This is a genomic window from candidate division WOR-3 bacterium (assembly GCA_039801725.1).
In the GTDB taxonomy this organism is placed as follows: Bacteria; Hydrothermota; Tepidihabitantia; order Tepidihabitantales; family DTDR01; genus DTDR01.
This window is the reverse complement of record JBDRVE010000023.1, coordinates 13,936-27,768: the sequence shown is the minus strand read 5'-3', so window position 1 is coordinate 27,768 and position 13,833 is coordinate 13,936. Positions and strand designations below refer to the sequence as shown.

Sequence of the window (13,833 nt, the reverse complement as noted above, 5' to 3'; positions counted from 1 at the left end):
AAACAGTTAATGTTAGAAGAGTGGATATTTGTTTTGAGGAACTTCCACTATTAACAATAGGTGCTGACCCTGAGTTTGAACAATTGTCATCAGATAGGAGCTACAAGGTAATCAGATCGACATTTACTGGAACTTCATCACCAATTGGATGTGATGGTTCTGGCTGTCAAATTGAAATAAGACCTAAACCATCAGCTACTCCAGAAGGACTTGTTAAGAATATAAGAGACCTGATAAAAAGAATTTCAATTAGAGGTATTCCAATTTCAGTGAAAGGCGATATTTTTCCTCTTGGATGTCATATCCATTTTGGTGTTCCAAACGAATTTTCAAGTGAAAAGAATTTCAATATAATGGCAAGATTACTTGATGAATTCCTTGGAAAACTATTGATTGAACTGTCTGGTAAAGAGAGGAAACAGTATAAAGCCTTAACTGCGTATAGAAGCCAACTATGGGGATTTGAATACAGAACACTTCCATCTGCTGTATTACTAAATCCCAAAATTGCCTATATAGTCTTGAAAACGGCGTTCAATTTGATAAATAAAATACTTGAGAAAGGTGAATTAACAGTGAAAATTCCTCCTACTTATGAAGAATACAGGGAATTGTGCGGTTTATCACTTGATGAATACGAATACTTGATGAACTTTGTAAATGAATATAGAGAATATGATGGAACTGACATAACAAAATATTGGGTTAAGAAGAAAAAGACCAACTCTGATGTAAATATAACATTCAGGGATGAATGGAATGAAAGCACTATCGCTGTGTTTACATACTTATTAAAATCAAAAATTAAGAAAACGAATATAATTCTATATGGTTTAAGAAAGGATAGAGGAAATGTTGTTTCTGGTTTTTCAGAGACTAACAAAATTCGTGAGAAATTTGACATAATACCACATCCAATAGAGGTTGATAATGAAGCATACTATTTTGGTTTGCCTTACTGGATCAGGATGAATGAAGATGTAAAAGATGAAGAAATTGAATTTGTTTGTGATTGTATTGCTGATGAAATAATGAAAGAAAAGGAGGTGAGATATGAACGGTAAAGAAATTTATTTTCAAAAGTGGAATAGTATCAGCGAAGATAAGAAAAGTTATTTTGAAAACATTTATAGTAGCATAGCTGATATATTAGATGAGATGAGAAAATTAAAAATGTGGAGAGGTAGTAAAGATGAGATAAAAGAAAAGTTTAGATTAGTATTAGATAAGATATGTAAAAGGTTAGGTTTTACAACTCCATCGCTTGAATTTGGAGCATTACCTTTTGGAGCATTTGGATATTGTGACAGATTTAGAAATAGAATAGTTATAAGTAAGCCTTCTGTGATAACACTATTTCACGAACTTTTACACTATATTGATAGTGGACTAACAGAACTTGAAGTTAGACTTTTTAGCATAGAGATATACAGGAGAACATACCCTAAACTTTTTGAAAAAGTCAACATTGTGTGGGAGTTTGACCTCCCTTTTGTGTTTAAAAGGAGGTGAAAAATGAAAAGAAAAAGTAGTGTAGATGATAAGATTTATATACCAATAGAATGTAAAGAAAGATTTGAAAAAAGGCTTGACCATAGAAACGCTATAGTATTCAAAGCAGATTGTGAAACCTACTCTGAAATATACTTTGTCATAGATGAACAATGTCCATTATGCAAAGATGAGGATTGCTCTGGGTGTCCCCTCAAAGAAGCAATTGGTAGTGAAGATTTCAATGGATGTATGAAACTTGTCAGTTATTTACTTGATGAAAACCCAGTATTCTGGTTTGGAACAAAATCAGTTCATTGGTTTTTTAAAGATAATAGTAAAGCAACGGAACAACTTGATAAGTTCAGAGAAAGATTGTTAAAAATCGTAGAATATGTTTAAAATATTAAGGGGAGGGGTTCAATCTTTTTCCTTCATATGTCCCATTACAATCCTCCTTTTCCCCTCCCCTTAAGTTAAAAGGAGGTGAGAAAATGGAAGGTATAGAGAAGGAGTTAGAAAATACAAAAATAAAATTAGGTCATAAAACTTTATATTGTGCTTATTGTCAGAGTGAATTATATTTACCTTTAGTGTATTCAGAGACGGCAACAGCAATCTTTTATATTGATGAAAACCTTGATTTTTCTCTAAAAGACGTTATAAGTGAAGTTGGAGATGGTGTTATATGTTGTCCATCATGTGGCTCTGTGTTGTTTGATTATGATGAAGAAAAAGTTAAGAAAATTATAAAATTTTTATCAGAAAATAAAGGAGGTGAGTAATGTATAATTATGAGCTTAAAAAAAATGAGGATGGTCAATTTATATGTCCTTGGTGTGGTGAAGTCATCAAAAACTTACAATATGTAGAAACTGGAGATGGTTTATTCAAAATTTATATGAATGGTGATGTTATTAAGACTGAATTCCAAGATTTTATTGAAAATGGTGATGAAAAACTTATTGTTCATCCTGAATGTGGCGGTGTTATTTGTGATTATTCATCAAAAACTATACAATTAATCAAAGAAATGTTAAGAAGCATTGAAAAAATTGAAGAAGAATTATGAGGAGGTGTGGTATGAATGAAAAAAAATGGAATGAAACATGGTTTGCTAAAATAGGAGTTGATGAGGAACATGCTGAAAAGTTGAAAAAGTTTTTACAAACTGTCATTTTTCCAGCATCGTTGATGGAGTTAAAGACTGATGCCTATCAGTTTATAAAGAAAAAAATTGAAGAATATGGATTAACTTATAGTGATTTAGCAGTTATAATTGTTATGCTCTATAATTCTATTTTTGATGCAGCTGAAAAAATGATAATTGAAAGACTAAAAAAGGAGGTGTGTGATGAAAGAACAAATAAAAGAAATGGTAATTAAGGTGATAAAAGAGAAGAAGATACAGACGGGTAAAAAGGGATACAACCCTGTATGGTCTGGGTTGAATGAGTTCATAAGGTCTAAAGGACTTGACCCGATAGAAATATACGAGGAGTTAAAAAAGGAAGGTAAAATACACATAAGACCTTGTAGAACAAAAACAGGTCAAGGCTATGTCCTTCTATACCTAAAAGAAGATATAAAAGAGAAAGACTTTTCAGAATTTGAAAAATATCTTAAATAAGGGGTGAATTATGAAGAAGAAAAATGTATGGTATGTTGCTCACTTAATACACGTAAGGACTCCATATCAACATATACCTAAACTCTTTATAACTGATGTCCCAGATGGTGTAGAGATAACTTGGAGCTTGGTTGATTGTTATAAAGAGTATGGTGAGTTTGGCATTCCTCATGCTAATCACTACATAGAAAAACTGACAAATGATAGTCCACCAGAGATAAAAAGGGCTTGGAGAAATGGAGAATGCGAATTTATCACCTATGATGAACTACTTAAATATGCTGATGTTGAGTCAGACCTCAAAGAAAAAGAATAAATAGAATAGGGGAGGTAAGTGGTTATATTCCACCCCTCCCCTGTATAATATAAAAACATTTTTAAGGAGGTGAGTTATGAAGATTAATGATGAAATCATTAAAGAAATTGTTTCTGAACTTACTGCATTATCATTATCTTATGTGATTTATAAATACTTCAGACGTGAATTTATTGATGATGACTTTATTGAAATAAAAATATTTGATATCCTTAAAAGTAGAAATATTAAACCAGAAACAGAATTAATAAAAGAAATCAAAAATAAGTTTTATAAACAATTTGAATATTATGAAAAATTACAAGATAATGTTATGAAAAAGGAGGTGAAAAGTGAAGGGTGAAGTAATTTTTAATGATAAAGAATGGTTTGAAGAATTTGGTGCTGATAAAAAACAAGCAGAAAAATTAGAAAAGTTTTTAAATGAGGCTCTATCACAAGCAATAAATATGTCTCCAAAAGAACAATACTTTTATTTTAAAAATAAAGTTTCTGAATATAACCTTTCTGTTTCTGATTTAATTCTATTAATTACTATATATTTCACTATAACAAATGAGTTTGCTAAAATGTTTATTGCTTCTGCTTTATTTAAACAATATAATCAAAATAATTAAGAAACAAGACTTATCCAAAAGGAGGTGAATAATGGAAAAGAAAAAGATTGAGGAATTTTTAAAAAAAGAGGGAAAAATATACTATGCAAAGTTTTATGTATTCTCTGATAGTTGCTACCGCTTCATTACTTTTGACAGTAATCCCAACTTTGAATTGTCAACAGATACAAATAAAGAACTTGGTTTAATAAAAGAGATAAGTGATGAAGATGTTTATATCCACTTTCTTCCTTCACACAGTAGGAACGTAGATAAAATAATTGCATTTTCAATAAGACCATTCAAAGTTCTTATAAGAGGTATAGCCGAAAATAAAGTTATTGAGGCAAAAGAACTTACATCATTAGAAAAGTATTTTAAACTCTTAGAATAAAGAAGTATTGAGGGGTAATAACCCCTCTTAACCAAAAGGAGGTGTGATATGGAGATAACTGTAAAAGTAAAAACAGATAAGGGAGAGATGGCATATACCTCAAGTGATAGGGATGCCATCATCAGCTTCATAAACTGGATATTCTCAAGCAAGAAAGAAACAAAAACAGCACAACCTACAACACCTACACAGACAACTCAAACACCAACAACACAACAAAGAACACAAAGAAGAAGACAGGTAACTGAAAGTGAATACACAAGACTTGTTGAAACCATAAATAATGTTGAAAAAATATACGGAACAGATGCACTGAATAAATTCCTACAGGATAACGATATAACAATAAATGAACAGATGTCAAATGCACAGATGAGAAGGGTATATGCATTACTAAGAAGGACATTCCCTGATGCTTTCAAGAAAACACCAACAGCAAAAACACCTGAACCAGAACCAGAATTCTAAAATAAAGAGGGGGGCAGGTTATATTCCTGTCCCCCCTCAATAACATAAGGAGGTAATATGCTTACAGGACTTGAAGCGCCTGAAAGATTTATAAGATGCTGTTATAAGATGATAGAGGCTAATGAGCAACCGATAGGAGTTATACTTGTTGCTCCACCAGGTTCTGGTAAATCATATCTTCTTACTTCTTTCACTGGTGAAGGTTATATAATACTTTCTGATGTTTCAGGGCATGGATTGGAAACATTACTTATGGAGATAAATCATAAGAAAAGAGGATATATAATTTTACCAGATATGATAAGAGCATTTGGTAGACAACATTCTAAGAATTCACTTTTTGCTGTTTTAAATATGACACTTGAAGAAGGGCTTATGTCTATAAGAAGGTCAGATATAAAATATGAATTTAGAGAACCTGTTAAGTTTGGATTCATAGGTGCTATAACACCTAAAGAATATATGAGCAGAAAGAAAGATTTAGATAGCATAGGATTGTCAAGTAGATGTTTCAATTTTAGTTTTAGATATACACCAGAAGATGAAGAAAGTATAAACATATATATAAGCACTAATGGAATGCCTAAACCTGAAGAAAAAATACCACTTGAAATAAATGAAATAAAAACAATAACAATACCAGAAAATATAGGACAATTCATTAAAAGGATAGGTGAATACCTTGCTAAAATGAAAAATGAGGCTTATGATTTTAGGTCTATAAAACTTGTAAGGAAACTTGCAAGAGGGAATGCCGCTCTATATGGGAGGTCTACTTTAACAATTGAAGACTGTATAGTAGTTTATTCATTCTTACCCTTTATGTTTGATTCAGCAACAGACCTTGACTTTAAATTATTGTTATATATAGGGAAGAAAACAATTATAGATAAGTCTGATGTAAGTTATGATGATATTGTCAAGAGAAGCAAGAAATATTCAGAAAACACCATAAACAAACACATCTATTACCTACTTGAGAAAGGGTTCATAGAAAAGAAAAGAGATAACTTTGTATATTCAAAACTATGGGGCACACTATGAAAGAAATATTCTGTATCCATATGTTTAAAATTATAGATGGGAATGTCATAATCTATAAGTGTAGAAAATTGCAAAATGATAAACATTACTATACCTGCCTTGAAGCAGTTGGAAGAGAATGTCCAGCAAAAAGATTACCAGATGTGAACTACCTTCCTTACTTGATTGAATACAAGGGAATAAAAGGTATATATTATAAAAAAATTGATGAGGAGATATAAATTAAAATGGGAGGTGAAAAATGAAAGTGTTTGAAGCCTTGGATATAATAGAAAAGAAATTTAGTTCAGGTGAATACCAAGCTGAAGTCAGAAAAAGGACAGAAGAAGATGGAGAAGAACCTTGGATAATGATGTTAGATGAGTTTGATATAGAACCTTTTGAACTTGAAGGATATTATGTTGCTCCCTGGTATTCCCCAGAACCAAGAAAAGCTAAAATGACTTTCAAAAAAGTTGAGGTCTTCTTCAAAGAAGGGGAATACATAATACAGATTGTATGTTATGAGCCAGTTTTAAGTATGATAACGATGTTTTGGGAAAAAACACCTCAAATTGGATGGGGATTTCACGAATTTAGAAAACATTTAGAAACAAAATTAAAAGGAGGTGAAGTATGATACCAAATTTAGTAAGACTTGGTAAGTATAAAGATATTGAAATTTTCTTGCTTGGTGATGACAAAAGGAATTTATATCTTCTATGCTTTGATACAAAAACCTTTAAGCAAGAGACACAAAAGATTGATAAATTCGCAAGGGCACTCTTTGACAGTTTTATTGAGGCTTTATATGGAATTGAACTTCCAGAAGATAAAAATAAACCAAAGGAGGTAAAGGATGAAAGCGAGAGACCTTAATGAATTAATTGAAAAAGTTGCGGTTTTTTGTGATAGGTTTCCAAGAACAGAAAAATATAGAGATGTAGTAATCACAATTGAAACTGACTGGTATATAGCAAAGTTCATACAAAAGTATACTGAAGAAATATGGAGAGTATACGCTAAAGTAAAAGGTGGTGAAGCAATCCGAATGGCTGAAGATGCTTGTTGTTTCTGTGGTATTCATTCACCTATTGCTGGAGGTCATTTATTCCTTGGCAAGCATTTAAGTGGAGACTGGTATATCAACAGACAAGGTTGGATTAGTGATAAAGCGAAGCAAATTTGTCCTCGTTGTAAACAAAAATTATCAACGGAGGTGGGAGATGATAATAGCAGTTGACCCATCTTACCGAAAGATAGGTATGTTCATTGAAGGCAAAGGTTTCTATCTCATAAGGAATAATTTGAAGACCTCAGATGAGGACCTCTGGCTTTATAAGTTATCGCATATTTTAAGAGGACATGTGATTGATAAGGATAAATTCCTTGTGCTTGAGTATACAAATGTTCCCTACATAAAACCTATGGCACAGATAAACAGAGTTATTGGAGTTATAATTTCCTCACTTGGTCCTCTATCAGGATACTGGGAAATTAGTATGAATGATGTTTACAGACATTTCAAAATAAAACCAAGAAGTAAAAATAAGAAAAAACTTCTGCGTGAGAAAATCAGTAAATACTTTCCTGAATTTTTTGTTCTTGAATTTAATATCATATACTCTGAAATAGGTAAAACTATGATAAGGGTTGACGGTAAAAAGTTACCAATAGATGCTGTTGAACAGGATTGTATAGACGCTTATGCTCTATTTCTTTATGCTCAAAAATTTAAAGTTAAAAAAGGAGGTTGATATGTTAGACTTAAATAAAAAAGTTGAAGAAAGACTTTTAAAGTTAAAAAAGGATATACAAGACCCATTCTCAGCATCACAAGCAGGATACCCAGGTCTTGAAGGATATTGTAGAAGAAAAAGATTACTTAACCATTTTAAACCACAGAATATAGAAGAAAATCAGGAGTTACAACAGATATTCCTTAAGGGATTTTTTGCTGAACTTGGCTATGTTCAAATAATCAAAGATGTTGTCAAGGAAAGGGTTTTTACTAAGGTGCAGTGGAAACTAAGAAATGGTAATCAGGAGATAAGGGTTGACCCAGATATATATATTCCATCACTTAACAAAATAATAGAGATAAAAGCAATAAGAAGAATACCAGAAAAACCTATAGAAATGCATAGAATACAAGTTGGATTACAAATAGAAGCATCACCTAAAAAGTCTTCTGGCGAAATACACTATATAGAATTTGAAGGAAGAAAATGGAATCTCGCTATATTCCCAGTCTTAAGATTAACAAGTGATGAACTTAAAAAGATATTTGAAGAAAATGAAATAGTAATGAAACACTGGGAAACAAAAACAATACCTGATATACCTGAAGGATTTTCACCTTATAAATATCCTTGCTTTTATTCAAGATTATCAAGATGCCCGCATTATGATGATTGCTGGCTTAAAGAAAAAGGTTCAATAGAAATTTTCATAGATGATATAGATAAATACTACTTAATTAAACAAAAAATAAGAAACCTTAAAAAGGCAATTGAAAACCTTGAAAAATTTGCTGAAAAGATTGAACAATTCTTCCCTAAAGAAGTTGGTATATATAATGTCGGTAACTACGAACTGAGAATACATTATATACCTGAAACAGAAGTACCTGCCTATAAACGCTCTGCTTACTATAAATACACAATCAAAATGTTAAAGAAAGAAGAATAAATAGAAGGGGGTAGGCTGAAAACCTACCCCCTAACCCAAAAGGAGGTGTTATATGGATTATTCTTGAATTAGACTTTCTATTTCACTTATTAGTTCATCAATTGAAGAAATAGGTGTAACAAAATCAGGGTATTTCTCTGGTAAAGAAAATCCATGTCTTGTTAATTCAACTTTAATTCTTTCTATTATATCATCAGGTAGTTCTTTATGTACTCCAAGTTTTGATACCATCCAGGCGTGTGATTTATATATTGTGTCAATATAATGTTTTGATGCTTCTGTTTCAGCATCAAATAAATCATTCTGTATGTCTATAAATATTTTCCTGACATTAGTGTATAAATCACCTTCAGGTTTTAGTAATTTACCAAGTTCTTCTATTTCTTTTTCTGGTTGTAAATGTAAATTCCAAGTATTTTTGGCTATTTTATATAATTCTGGTGGTATTTCACCAATAGATTTAGTCAATTCTTTACTTACGACATCAAAAATATATAGAATTCTTCCTATCAATTTATAATCCAATTCTCCTGTTATACGCAATATAATTTTTGCTTTTTCTTCATCACTTATTTTAGGGTCAATTGCTTTAGAAACAAATATAGGCACAAGATAGAAATCAATAAGTTTTTTCTCCTCTAATGAGATTTTCTCAAGTACAAAGTATTCCATAATCTTATATTTTTTGATATTTTCTAATAGTTTGCTAACTGCTTTCAATTCAACTATACCTGTTTGGTCAAATATTCTATCAGTAAATTCTTTAGGAGTTACCTTAAGTATAAGAGCATCATGACCAAGGGTAGAATCTAAAAATTTTCTTAAACCCATTGGTGGTTCTTCTCCAAGATATATAAAATCAAAAAATGCTGTATAATATTTCTTTTTTGCTTCTTCACTTTTCTCTGATAATTCAGCAACCCAGTTTACAGAAGGGAATGTCCCAGGATATATAAAACGATGTACTCTTATTTCTTCAACAAGTGAAGGATTAACAAAAACATCAGAAACTGGATTATATCTTGTTAATAACCACCACATTTTACCATACGCTTCAGTTGGTGAACCATCAGCAAGAAATATATAATTGACACCTTCATATATAGTACCAGTGCGTCCTCTCACTATAACAGCATAAGGTTCAAACCTTGCCCTTGGTATTGATACTTCAAGTATCTTAAAATCTTTAACGGTAATAGAAAAAGGAGTTACCATAAGTGTCTCACCAAGCCTTTTCTCCCATTCATAAGGTGAACCACTTAATCTTTGTGCTTCTTGTTTTAGTTTATCAAATATTTCTGGTAATTTCTCTTTTTTAATGAATTCAAGAAGGAAAACTTTAACATTTTCAGCCATCCTTGCCATAAGTGGTTGTTTACCATATTCTTTAAGAGCATCAGCAAGTCTGAAATTTGTTCTGATTAAAACTTCATATATTCTTGCTTGTGTTTCAAGTCCAGCCTTTATATTTTGCTCTAACAATATTTTAGCATTTTCTAATCTCTTTTCTGGGGGGTGCATGAATAAACTAAGCCATGTTGTATATAAAAGAAAAGCATTAGTAACATTAGCAAGTACATAAAGTGAAGGTTCATCAAGTTCTGCATCAGGTTTACCTTCAAACATCATTGGATAGTATTTATCATCTATTTTTGTAACAAATATACCTTTTTCACGCACCTTATCTATAAGTTTATCAATTTCTGTTTTAATTGTTTCAGGTGGTGGTTGTTCAATACTTGCTATTTTGTTTTCTATTTCTTCATCAACTTCTTTTATAGCAAGTGTGCTCTGGACAAGATTGTTTAATTCTTCAAATTCTTCACTATCTTCTGAAAGCAATTCTTCAATGCTTATAGGTTTATCTTTTAAGTCTTCAATTATTCTTTCTATTTTAGCAATTTCCTCAAGTTTTTCTTTTTCCTTTTCCTTTTTTTCCCTTTCCTGCTCATACGCTTCCCAAGCCCCTCTTAAAGTGCTTTCTTTTTTTTCTTTTTTACTCCTTCTCATGTTCCCTCCTATATAACAATTGTAAGTAAAGATTTAATAAACTTATTTTCCCATTTATATACCTTCCAACCTTTCTCATATAACTTATTAAGAAACTCCCTAACTGTAAGGTCTTCAAGTTCAAAATCAACCAAACCTGTAAATAAAGTTATACAATTATAACCTATTTGAGGTATTTTTTCAAGTTTCTCTTTTAAAACTGGTATATATTTAAAAAGTGATAAAACATCATAAGGAGCACCAAGCCTTTCTATAAGTTTATGTTTCCATATCCTTAACTTATCTTCATCCATATTGGGATCAATAGCAAAATAAAGATATTCAAGTTCAGGCTTTTTAACCTTAACAACAGGGAAATTAGCAGATATTATTCCAACATCCCTGAAAAATATCTCACAATGTGTAGGTATCTCTATATTTGTCATTAAAGGCTTAAAGATTAGTTCATAACCAACAACTGATAATGAGAAAAAACTTACATTTGAAGAAAAAAGTATTGTCCCTGAAGGTAAATCTTTCTCTTTATATACCTCTATTTTAATTTTATTCAGCCTTTCTACCTCTCTTTTCCAGTTTAAATTCTTTTATTTCAACTTTATTTAACTGAAATAGACCGCCTACTTTTGATGGTTCTGCTGGGTTAAATTTGAGGTATATTGTATCACCTTTTTCTATTGCACTTACTTCACCATTATATTCACCTATTGCTATCGTTTCAAATTTATTGTCCTTGTATATCTGTACCTTTATTATCATCTTTCACCTCCTTGTTAATTTCTTCTTTTTTAACTTCCTCTAAAACCTCCTGTGGTATTTCTTCTTCAACTTCTTCAACTTCACTAACTTCTTCTACATTTGAAGTAAAATTTTGCGTTTGTGATGAACCTCTCTGTAAACCTTGTATTGCCTTAATTAAAGGAGTTAAAGTTTCTATAAAATCTGTCGCTCCATCTATAATTGATGTGATTATATCTTTTATACCTGTCTTTTTCTCTTTACCTTCAATAATTTCGCCTTCAAGTTTTTTTAATTGTTCTCTTAAAGTTTTTATCTCATCAGTCTCTGGATATTTACCAAGGTTAGCAAGTAGTTCATCTATTTTATGTTTAAATTCAATTTTTTTAAGTTCTATATCCCTATGTGCTGTAAGTTCTGCAACTTTAACATCTGCTTTTGCTCTTTCTGTCTCCCTTAAAACACTTGCAAATGAAGCAAGCACCTTTGATATATCTGTTTCAACACGAGGTTGAGGTTGTACTTGCTGTGGTTGTTTAGTCATATTATCTATGAGTTTAAAAAGTAAATCACGGGTAAGTTTCTGGTCTTCTTCCATACGCTTTATCATAAGTTCCTGTAATTTAACAATTTGCTCAAGTATTATATTATCAGTTCTCTGTGGTGCTTTTTCTTCTATAACTTCTTGCTTTTTAGATAAATAATGTGTCTCTGAGCCTTTTAACAATTTACCAGTTTTTATACTCTTAGGTCTAAAGATATACTTACCTTCACCAAACCCAAAGTTAAGTATTTCATCAGTTGTAAATGGAGGAACTATCTTACCAGTCTTTGGGTCAGGTGGAAAATTAACCTTTTGCCAATTACCATTTTTATCAACATAAAAAATATCAAAACATAAATCATCTACTGGATGTTCTATTGGCTTTAACCAGAAATCTGCTATCTCCTCTGGCAGTGTTATACTTTTTTCTTCAATCCTTTCTTCAGTTTTTTCTTCTATACTATCATTAAATCCAACTTCTTCATAAATTTTTTCTTCCATATTATACCTCCAATCCTAACTTTTTTAATCTATCAACAACTATCTCATAAGTTAACTTTAAATAAGTAACATAGTTTGGATTAGTTGCATAACCTGCTTTATATAAATAATAAAAATACTTATCTGGATTTTTTCTTGCTTCATAAGCCTCTTTATATCTCTTACTATTCTTTATAAGTTTACAATAATCAATAATACTATCTTCAATAGATTTATAAGCCCTGAATTTATCAACTATCCTAATCTTTTCACCATTTATATACTCATGAGTTACAAAATCAATAGTATCGCCTTTCCAATACTTACCTGCTTTTATACCAAAATAATTATTACCTTTGACCTTTGTTCCCCAGTTAGTTTCATGTGCAGCATGTGTTAATAAAATCTTATAATCAAAGTCAAACATATCAGCAACCTTCTTAAATACTTCATAGTTCTCCATTATAAATTTGTCACTTTTAGGTCGCATTTTTACTTAATTTAGATACTGTCTGGAAAAATTTTTCTTTAATAAATTCTTTCGGTATCTTATTTATATCGTTGTCAATTTTATCAAGTATTTTATATATCTTTGCAGTTATATGAGTTTTATATCTCTTAATTATGTTCTCACATTTTGATTTTAATTCAGCATCATCAGTATTTACAGCAATATAAGCAACATTAGCAATAGTGAAACAAGCATCATTCCTATCTTTAAAATTGTTGAAATTCCTTTCAATATCTATAACAAGTTCATTCAAAGATATATCATCTTTAAAAGCACGAATTAAAGGGTCAGCCATCTTTGATTGTAATTTTAAAGGTAAAAATGGTAAGACTACGCTTAATGTTTCAATTAATTTTTTCTCTTTATCCTTCATCTCACAAGTATTATCTTATAAATTTTGCCATCACTATTTTTATATAAAAATTTACCCCTCATCTTTAAATCCATAAGGAAATTCATAGCACCCTTCTCAAATACTTTACCTGCTGTTGAAATGATTGGGTTATCTGAAGATTTAAGAACACCAAGTATAACAGATACAATTTTTTCAAGTGTATCTTCCTGTATATATAAAGTGTTTTCATCACCTGTTATTTTTTTAACAAGTATAGCCATAATCCTGTAAAAAAATCTTTAATTTTAAAAATATAATATTCAATCATAAGTCTTAATCTACTTTTTGTAAGATTAAGAAATGCTGCTTCAACATATTCAGTACCTTTAATAACTATTCTTTCGCCACCTTCAAGTACAAGTTCAAGCCTTTTTTCTTCATCATTCTTAACCTGATAAATCTTAAAGAAAACAATTTTTTTTCTTGGTATAAAAATTGTTTCTTCACTCTTGACATCCTGTAAAATAAGAAATTTATCAGTAAACATAAGTTATATAATAATAAAGGATTTTTTTGTAAAAGTCAAGACCTTGACATCCATTAACAGCCT

General features: G+C 30.6%; 27 protein-coding genes. 19 read left to right on the top strand and 8 right to left on the bottom strand.

Annotation, left to right across the window (positions count from 1 at the left end):
- From ABIK75_05805 to ABIK75_05715, 19 genes are all read left to right on the top strand, one after another.
- On the top strand, positions 1 to 1,064 hold a 1,064-nt coding region (locus ABIK75_05805; protein ID MEO0090603.1), incomplete at its 5' end, for a hypothetical protein.
- Positions 1,054 to 1,512 carry a hypothetical protein gene (locus ABIK75_05800; GenBank protein ID MEO0090602.1) on the top strand — a complete coding sequence of 153 codons (459 nt, stop codon included), beginning with the start codon at positions 1,054 to 1,056 and terminating at the stop codon, positions 1,510 to 1,512. The genes ABIK75_05805 and ABIK75_05800, both read left to right, overlap by 11 nt.
- Positions 1,513 to 1,515: 3 nt before the next feature.
- Positions 1,516 to 1,893, top strand: a complete 378-nt coding sequence (locus tag ABIK75_05795; protein ID MEO0090601.1) for a hypothetical protein — start codon at positions 1,516 to 1,518, stop codon at positions 1,891 to 1,893.
- A 92-nt stretch (positions 1,894 to 1,985) separates the two neighbouring features.
- Positions 1,986 to 2,276 carry a hypothetical protein gene (locus ABIK75_05790; GenBank protein MEO0090600.1) on the top strand — a complete coding sequence of 97 codons (291 nt, stop codon included), beginning with the start codon at positions 1,986 to 1,988 and terminating at the stop codon, positions 2,274 to 2,276.
- A complete protein-coding gene (locus ABIK75_05785) occupies positions 2,276 to 2,563 on the top strand; it encodes a hypothetical protein (protein ID MEO0090599.1) in 288 nt (95 codons plus the stop codon). Before ABIK75_05790 ends, ABIK75_05785 begins: the two co-directional genes overlap by 1 nt.
- Entirely contained in the window at positions 2,560 to 2,877 is a 318-nt protein-coding gene (locus ABIK75_05780; GenBank protein MEO0090598.1) for a hypothetical protein, read from the top strand. The genes ABIK75_05785 and ABIK75_05780 overlap by 4 nt, the downstream gene beginning before the upstream one ends.
- Positions 2,846 to 3,121, top strand: a complete 276-nt coding sequence (locus ABIK75_05775; protein MEO0090597.1) for a hypothetical protein — start codon at positions 2,846 to 2,848, stop codon at positions 3,119 to 3,121. Before ABIK75_05780 ends, ABIK75_05775 begins: the two co-directional genes overlap by 32 nt.
- Before the next feature lie 10 nt (positions 3,122 to 3,131).
- A complete protein-coding gene (locus ABIK75_05770) occupies positions 3,132 to 3,437 on the top strand; it encodes a hypothetical protein (protein MEO0090596.1) in 306 nt (101 codons plus the stop codon).
- A gap of 76 nt (positions 3,438 to 3,513) precedes the next feature.
- On the top strand, positions 3,514 to 3,780 hold the full coding sequence (locus tag ABIK75_05765) for a hypothetical protein (GenBank protein MEO0090595.1): 267 nt from the start codon (positions 3,514 to 3,516) through the stop codon (positions 3,778 to 3,780).
- Positions 3,770 to 4,054 (top strand): hypothetical protein, encoded by a 285-nt coding sequence (locus ABIK75_05760; GenBank protein ID MEO0090594.1) that lies wholly within the window; start codon positions 3,770 to 3,772, stop codon positions 4,052 to 4,054. The genes ABIK75_05765 and ABIK75_05760 overlap by 11 nt, the downstream gene beginning before the upstream one ends.
- A gap of 31 nt (positions 4,055 to 4,085) precedes the next feature.
- Positions 4,086 to 4,427 carry a hypothetical protein gene (locus ABIK75_05755; GenBank protein ID MEO0090593.1) on the top strand — a complete coding sequence of 114 codons (342 nt, stop codon included), beginning with the start codon at positions 4,086 to 4,088 and terminating at the stop codon, positions 4,425 to 4,427.
- Positions 4,428 to 4,475: 48 nt separating this feature from the next.
- Positions 4,476 to 4,895 (top strand): hypothetical protein, encoded by a 420-nt coding sequence (locus ABIK75_05750; GenBank protein MEO0090592.1) that lies wholly within the window; start codon positions 4,476 to 4,478, stop codon positions 4,893 to 4,895.
- Between the two features lie 57 nt (positions 4,896 to 4,952).
- The gene (locus tag ABIK75_05745) at positions 4,953 to 5,939 is read left to right on the top strand and encodes a hypothetical protein (GenBank protein ID MEO0090591.1); all 987 of its coding nucleotides are present in this window, start codon (positions 4,953 to 4,955) and stop codon (positions 5,937 to 5,939) included.
- Entirely contained in the window at positions 5,936 to 6,160 is a 225-nt protein-coding gene (locus ABIK75_05740; protein ID MEO0090590.1) for a hypothetical protein, read from the top strand. The genes ABIK75_05745 and ABIK75_05740 overlap by 4 nt, the downstream gene beginning before the upstream one ends.
- A gap of 20 nt (positions 6,161 to 6,180) precedes the next feature.
- Complete coding sequence (locus tag ABIK75_05735) at positions 6,181 to 6,558, top strand: hypothetical protein (protein ID MEO0090589.1); 378 nt, start codon at positions 6,181 to 6,183, stop codon at positions 6,556 to 6,558.
- Positions 6,555 to 6,797, top strand: a complete 243-nt coding sequence (locus tag ABIK75_05730) for a hypothetical protein (GenBank protein ID MEO0090588.1) — start codon at positions 6,555 to 6,557, stop codon at positions 6,795 to 6,797. The genes ABIK75_05735 and ABIK75_05730 overlap by 4 nt, the downstream gene beginning before the upstream one ends.
- Complete coding sequence (locus ABIK75_05725) at positions 6,778 to 7,161, top strand: hypothetical protein (GenBank protein ID MEO0090587.1); 384 nt, start codon at positions 6,778 to 6,780, stop codon at positions 7,159 to 7,161. Before ABIK75_05730 ends, ABIK75_05725 begins: the two co-directional genes overlap by 20 nt.
- Positions 7,145 to 7,675, top strand: coding sequence for a hypothetical protein (locus tag ABIK75_05720; GenBank protein MEO0090586.1), 531 nt, complete (start codon positions 7,145 to 7,147; stop codon positions 7,673 to 7,675). Before ABIK75_05725 ends, ABIK75_05720 begins: the two co-directional genes overlap by 17 nt.
- A gap of 1 nt (position 7,676) precedes the next feature.
- A complete protein-coding gene (locus tag ABIK75_05715; GenBank protein ID MEO0090585.1) occupies positions 7,677 to 8,609 on the top strand; it encodes a hypothetical protein in 933 nt (310 codons plus the stop codon).
- A 57-nt stretch (positions 8,610 to 8,666) separates the two neighbouring features.
- Here ABIK75_05715 and ABIK75_05710 read toward each other — a convergent pair whose 3' ends face one another.
- The 8 genes from ABIK75_05710 to ABIK75_05675 all read right to left on the bottom strand — a co-directional run bounded on the left by ABIK75_05710 (position 8,667) and on the right by ABIK75_05675 (position 13,770).
- Positions 8,667 to 10,619: a hypothetical protein gene (locus ABIK75_05710; GenBank protein ID MEO0090584.1), complete on the bottom strand. Its 1,953-nt coding sequence runs from the start codon at positions 10,617 to 10,619 to the stop codon at positions 8,667 to 8,669.
- 8 nt (positions 10,620 to 10,627) lie between these two features.
- Positions 10,628 to 11,044 (bottom strand): hypothetical protein, encoded by a 417-nt coding sequence (locus ABIK75_05705; GenBank protein MEO0090583.1) that lies wholly within the window; start codon positions 11,042 to 11,044, stop codon positions 10,628 to 10,630.
- Between the two features lie 118 nt (positions 11,045 to 11,162).
- Positions 11,163 to 11,375, bottom strand: coding sequence for a hypothetical protein (locus ABIK75_05700; protein ID MEO0090582.1), 213 nt, complete (start codon positions 11,373 to 11,375; stop codon positions 11,163 to 11,165).
- The gene (locus ABIK75_05695; protein ID MEO0090581.1) at positions 11,341 to 12,399 is read right to left on the bottom strand and encodes a hypothetical protein; all 1,059 of its coding nucleotides are present in this window, start codon (positions 12,397 to 12,399) and stop codon (positions 11,341 to 11,343) included. Before ABIK75_05695 ends, ABIK75_05700 begins: the two co-directional genes overlap by 35 nt.
- A gap of 1 nt (position 12,400) precedes the next feature.
- Positions 12,401 to 12,868: a glucosaminidase domain-containing protein gene (locus ABIK75_05690; protein MEO0090580.1), complete on the bottom strand. Its 468-nt coding sequence runs from the start codon at positions 12,866 to 12,868 to the stop codon at positions 12,401 to 12,403.
- Positions 12,858 to 13,262, bottom strand: a complete 405-nt coding sequence (locus ABIK75_05685) for a hypothetical protein (GenBank protein ID MEO0090579.1) — start codon at positions 13,260 to 13,262, stop codon at positions 12,858 to 12,860. The genes ABIK75_05690 and ABIK75_05685 overlap by 11 nt, the downstream gene beginning before the upstream one ends.
- Positions 13,259 to 13,504 carry a hypothetical protein gene (locus tag ABIK75_05680; GenBank protein ID MEO0090578.1) on the bottom strand — a complete coding sequence of 82 codons (246 nt, stop codon included), beginning with the start codon at positions 13,502 to 13,504 and terminating at the stop codon, positions 13,259 to 13,261. The genes ABIK75_05685 and ABIK75_05680 overlap by 4 nt, the downstream gene beginning before the upstream one ends.
- Positions 13,480 to 13,770, bottom strand: coding sequence for a hypothetical protein (locus tag ABIK75_05675; GenBank protein MEO0090577.1), 291 nt, complete (start codon positions 13,768 to 13,770; stop codon positions 13,480 to 13,482). The genes ABIK75_05680 and ABIK75_05675 overlap by 25 nt, the downstream gene beginning before the upstream one ends.
- Positions 13,771 to 13,833 lie beyond the last annotated feature (63 nt).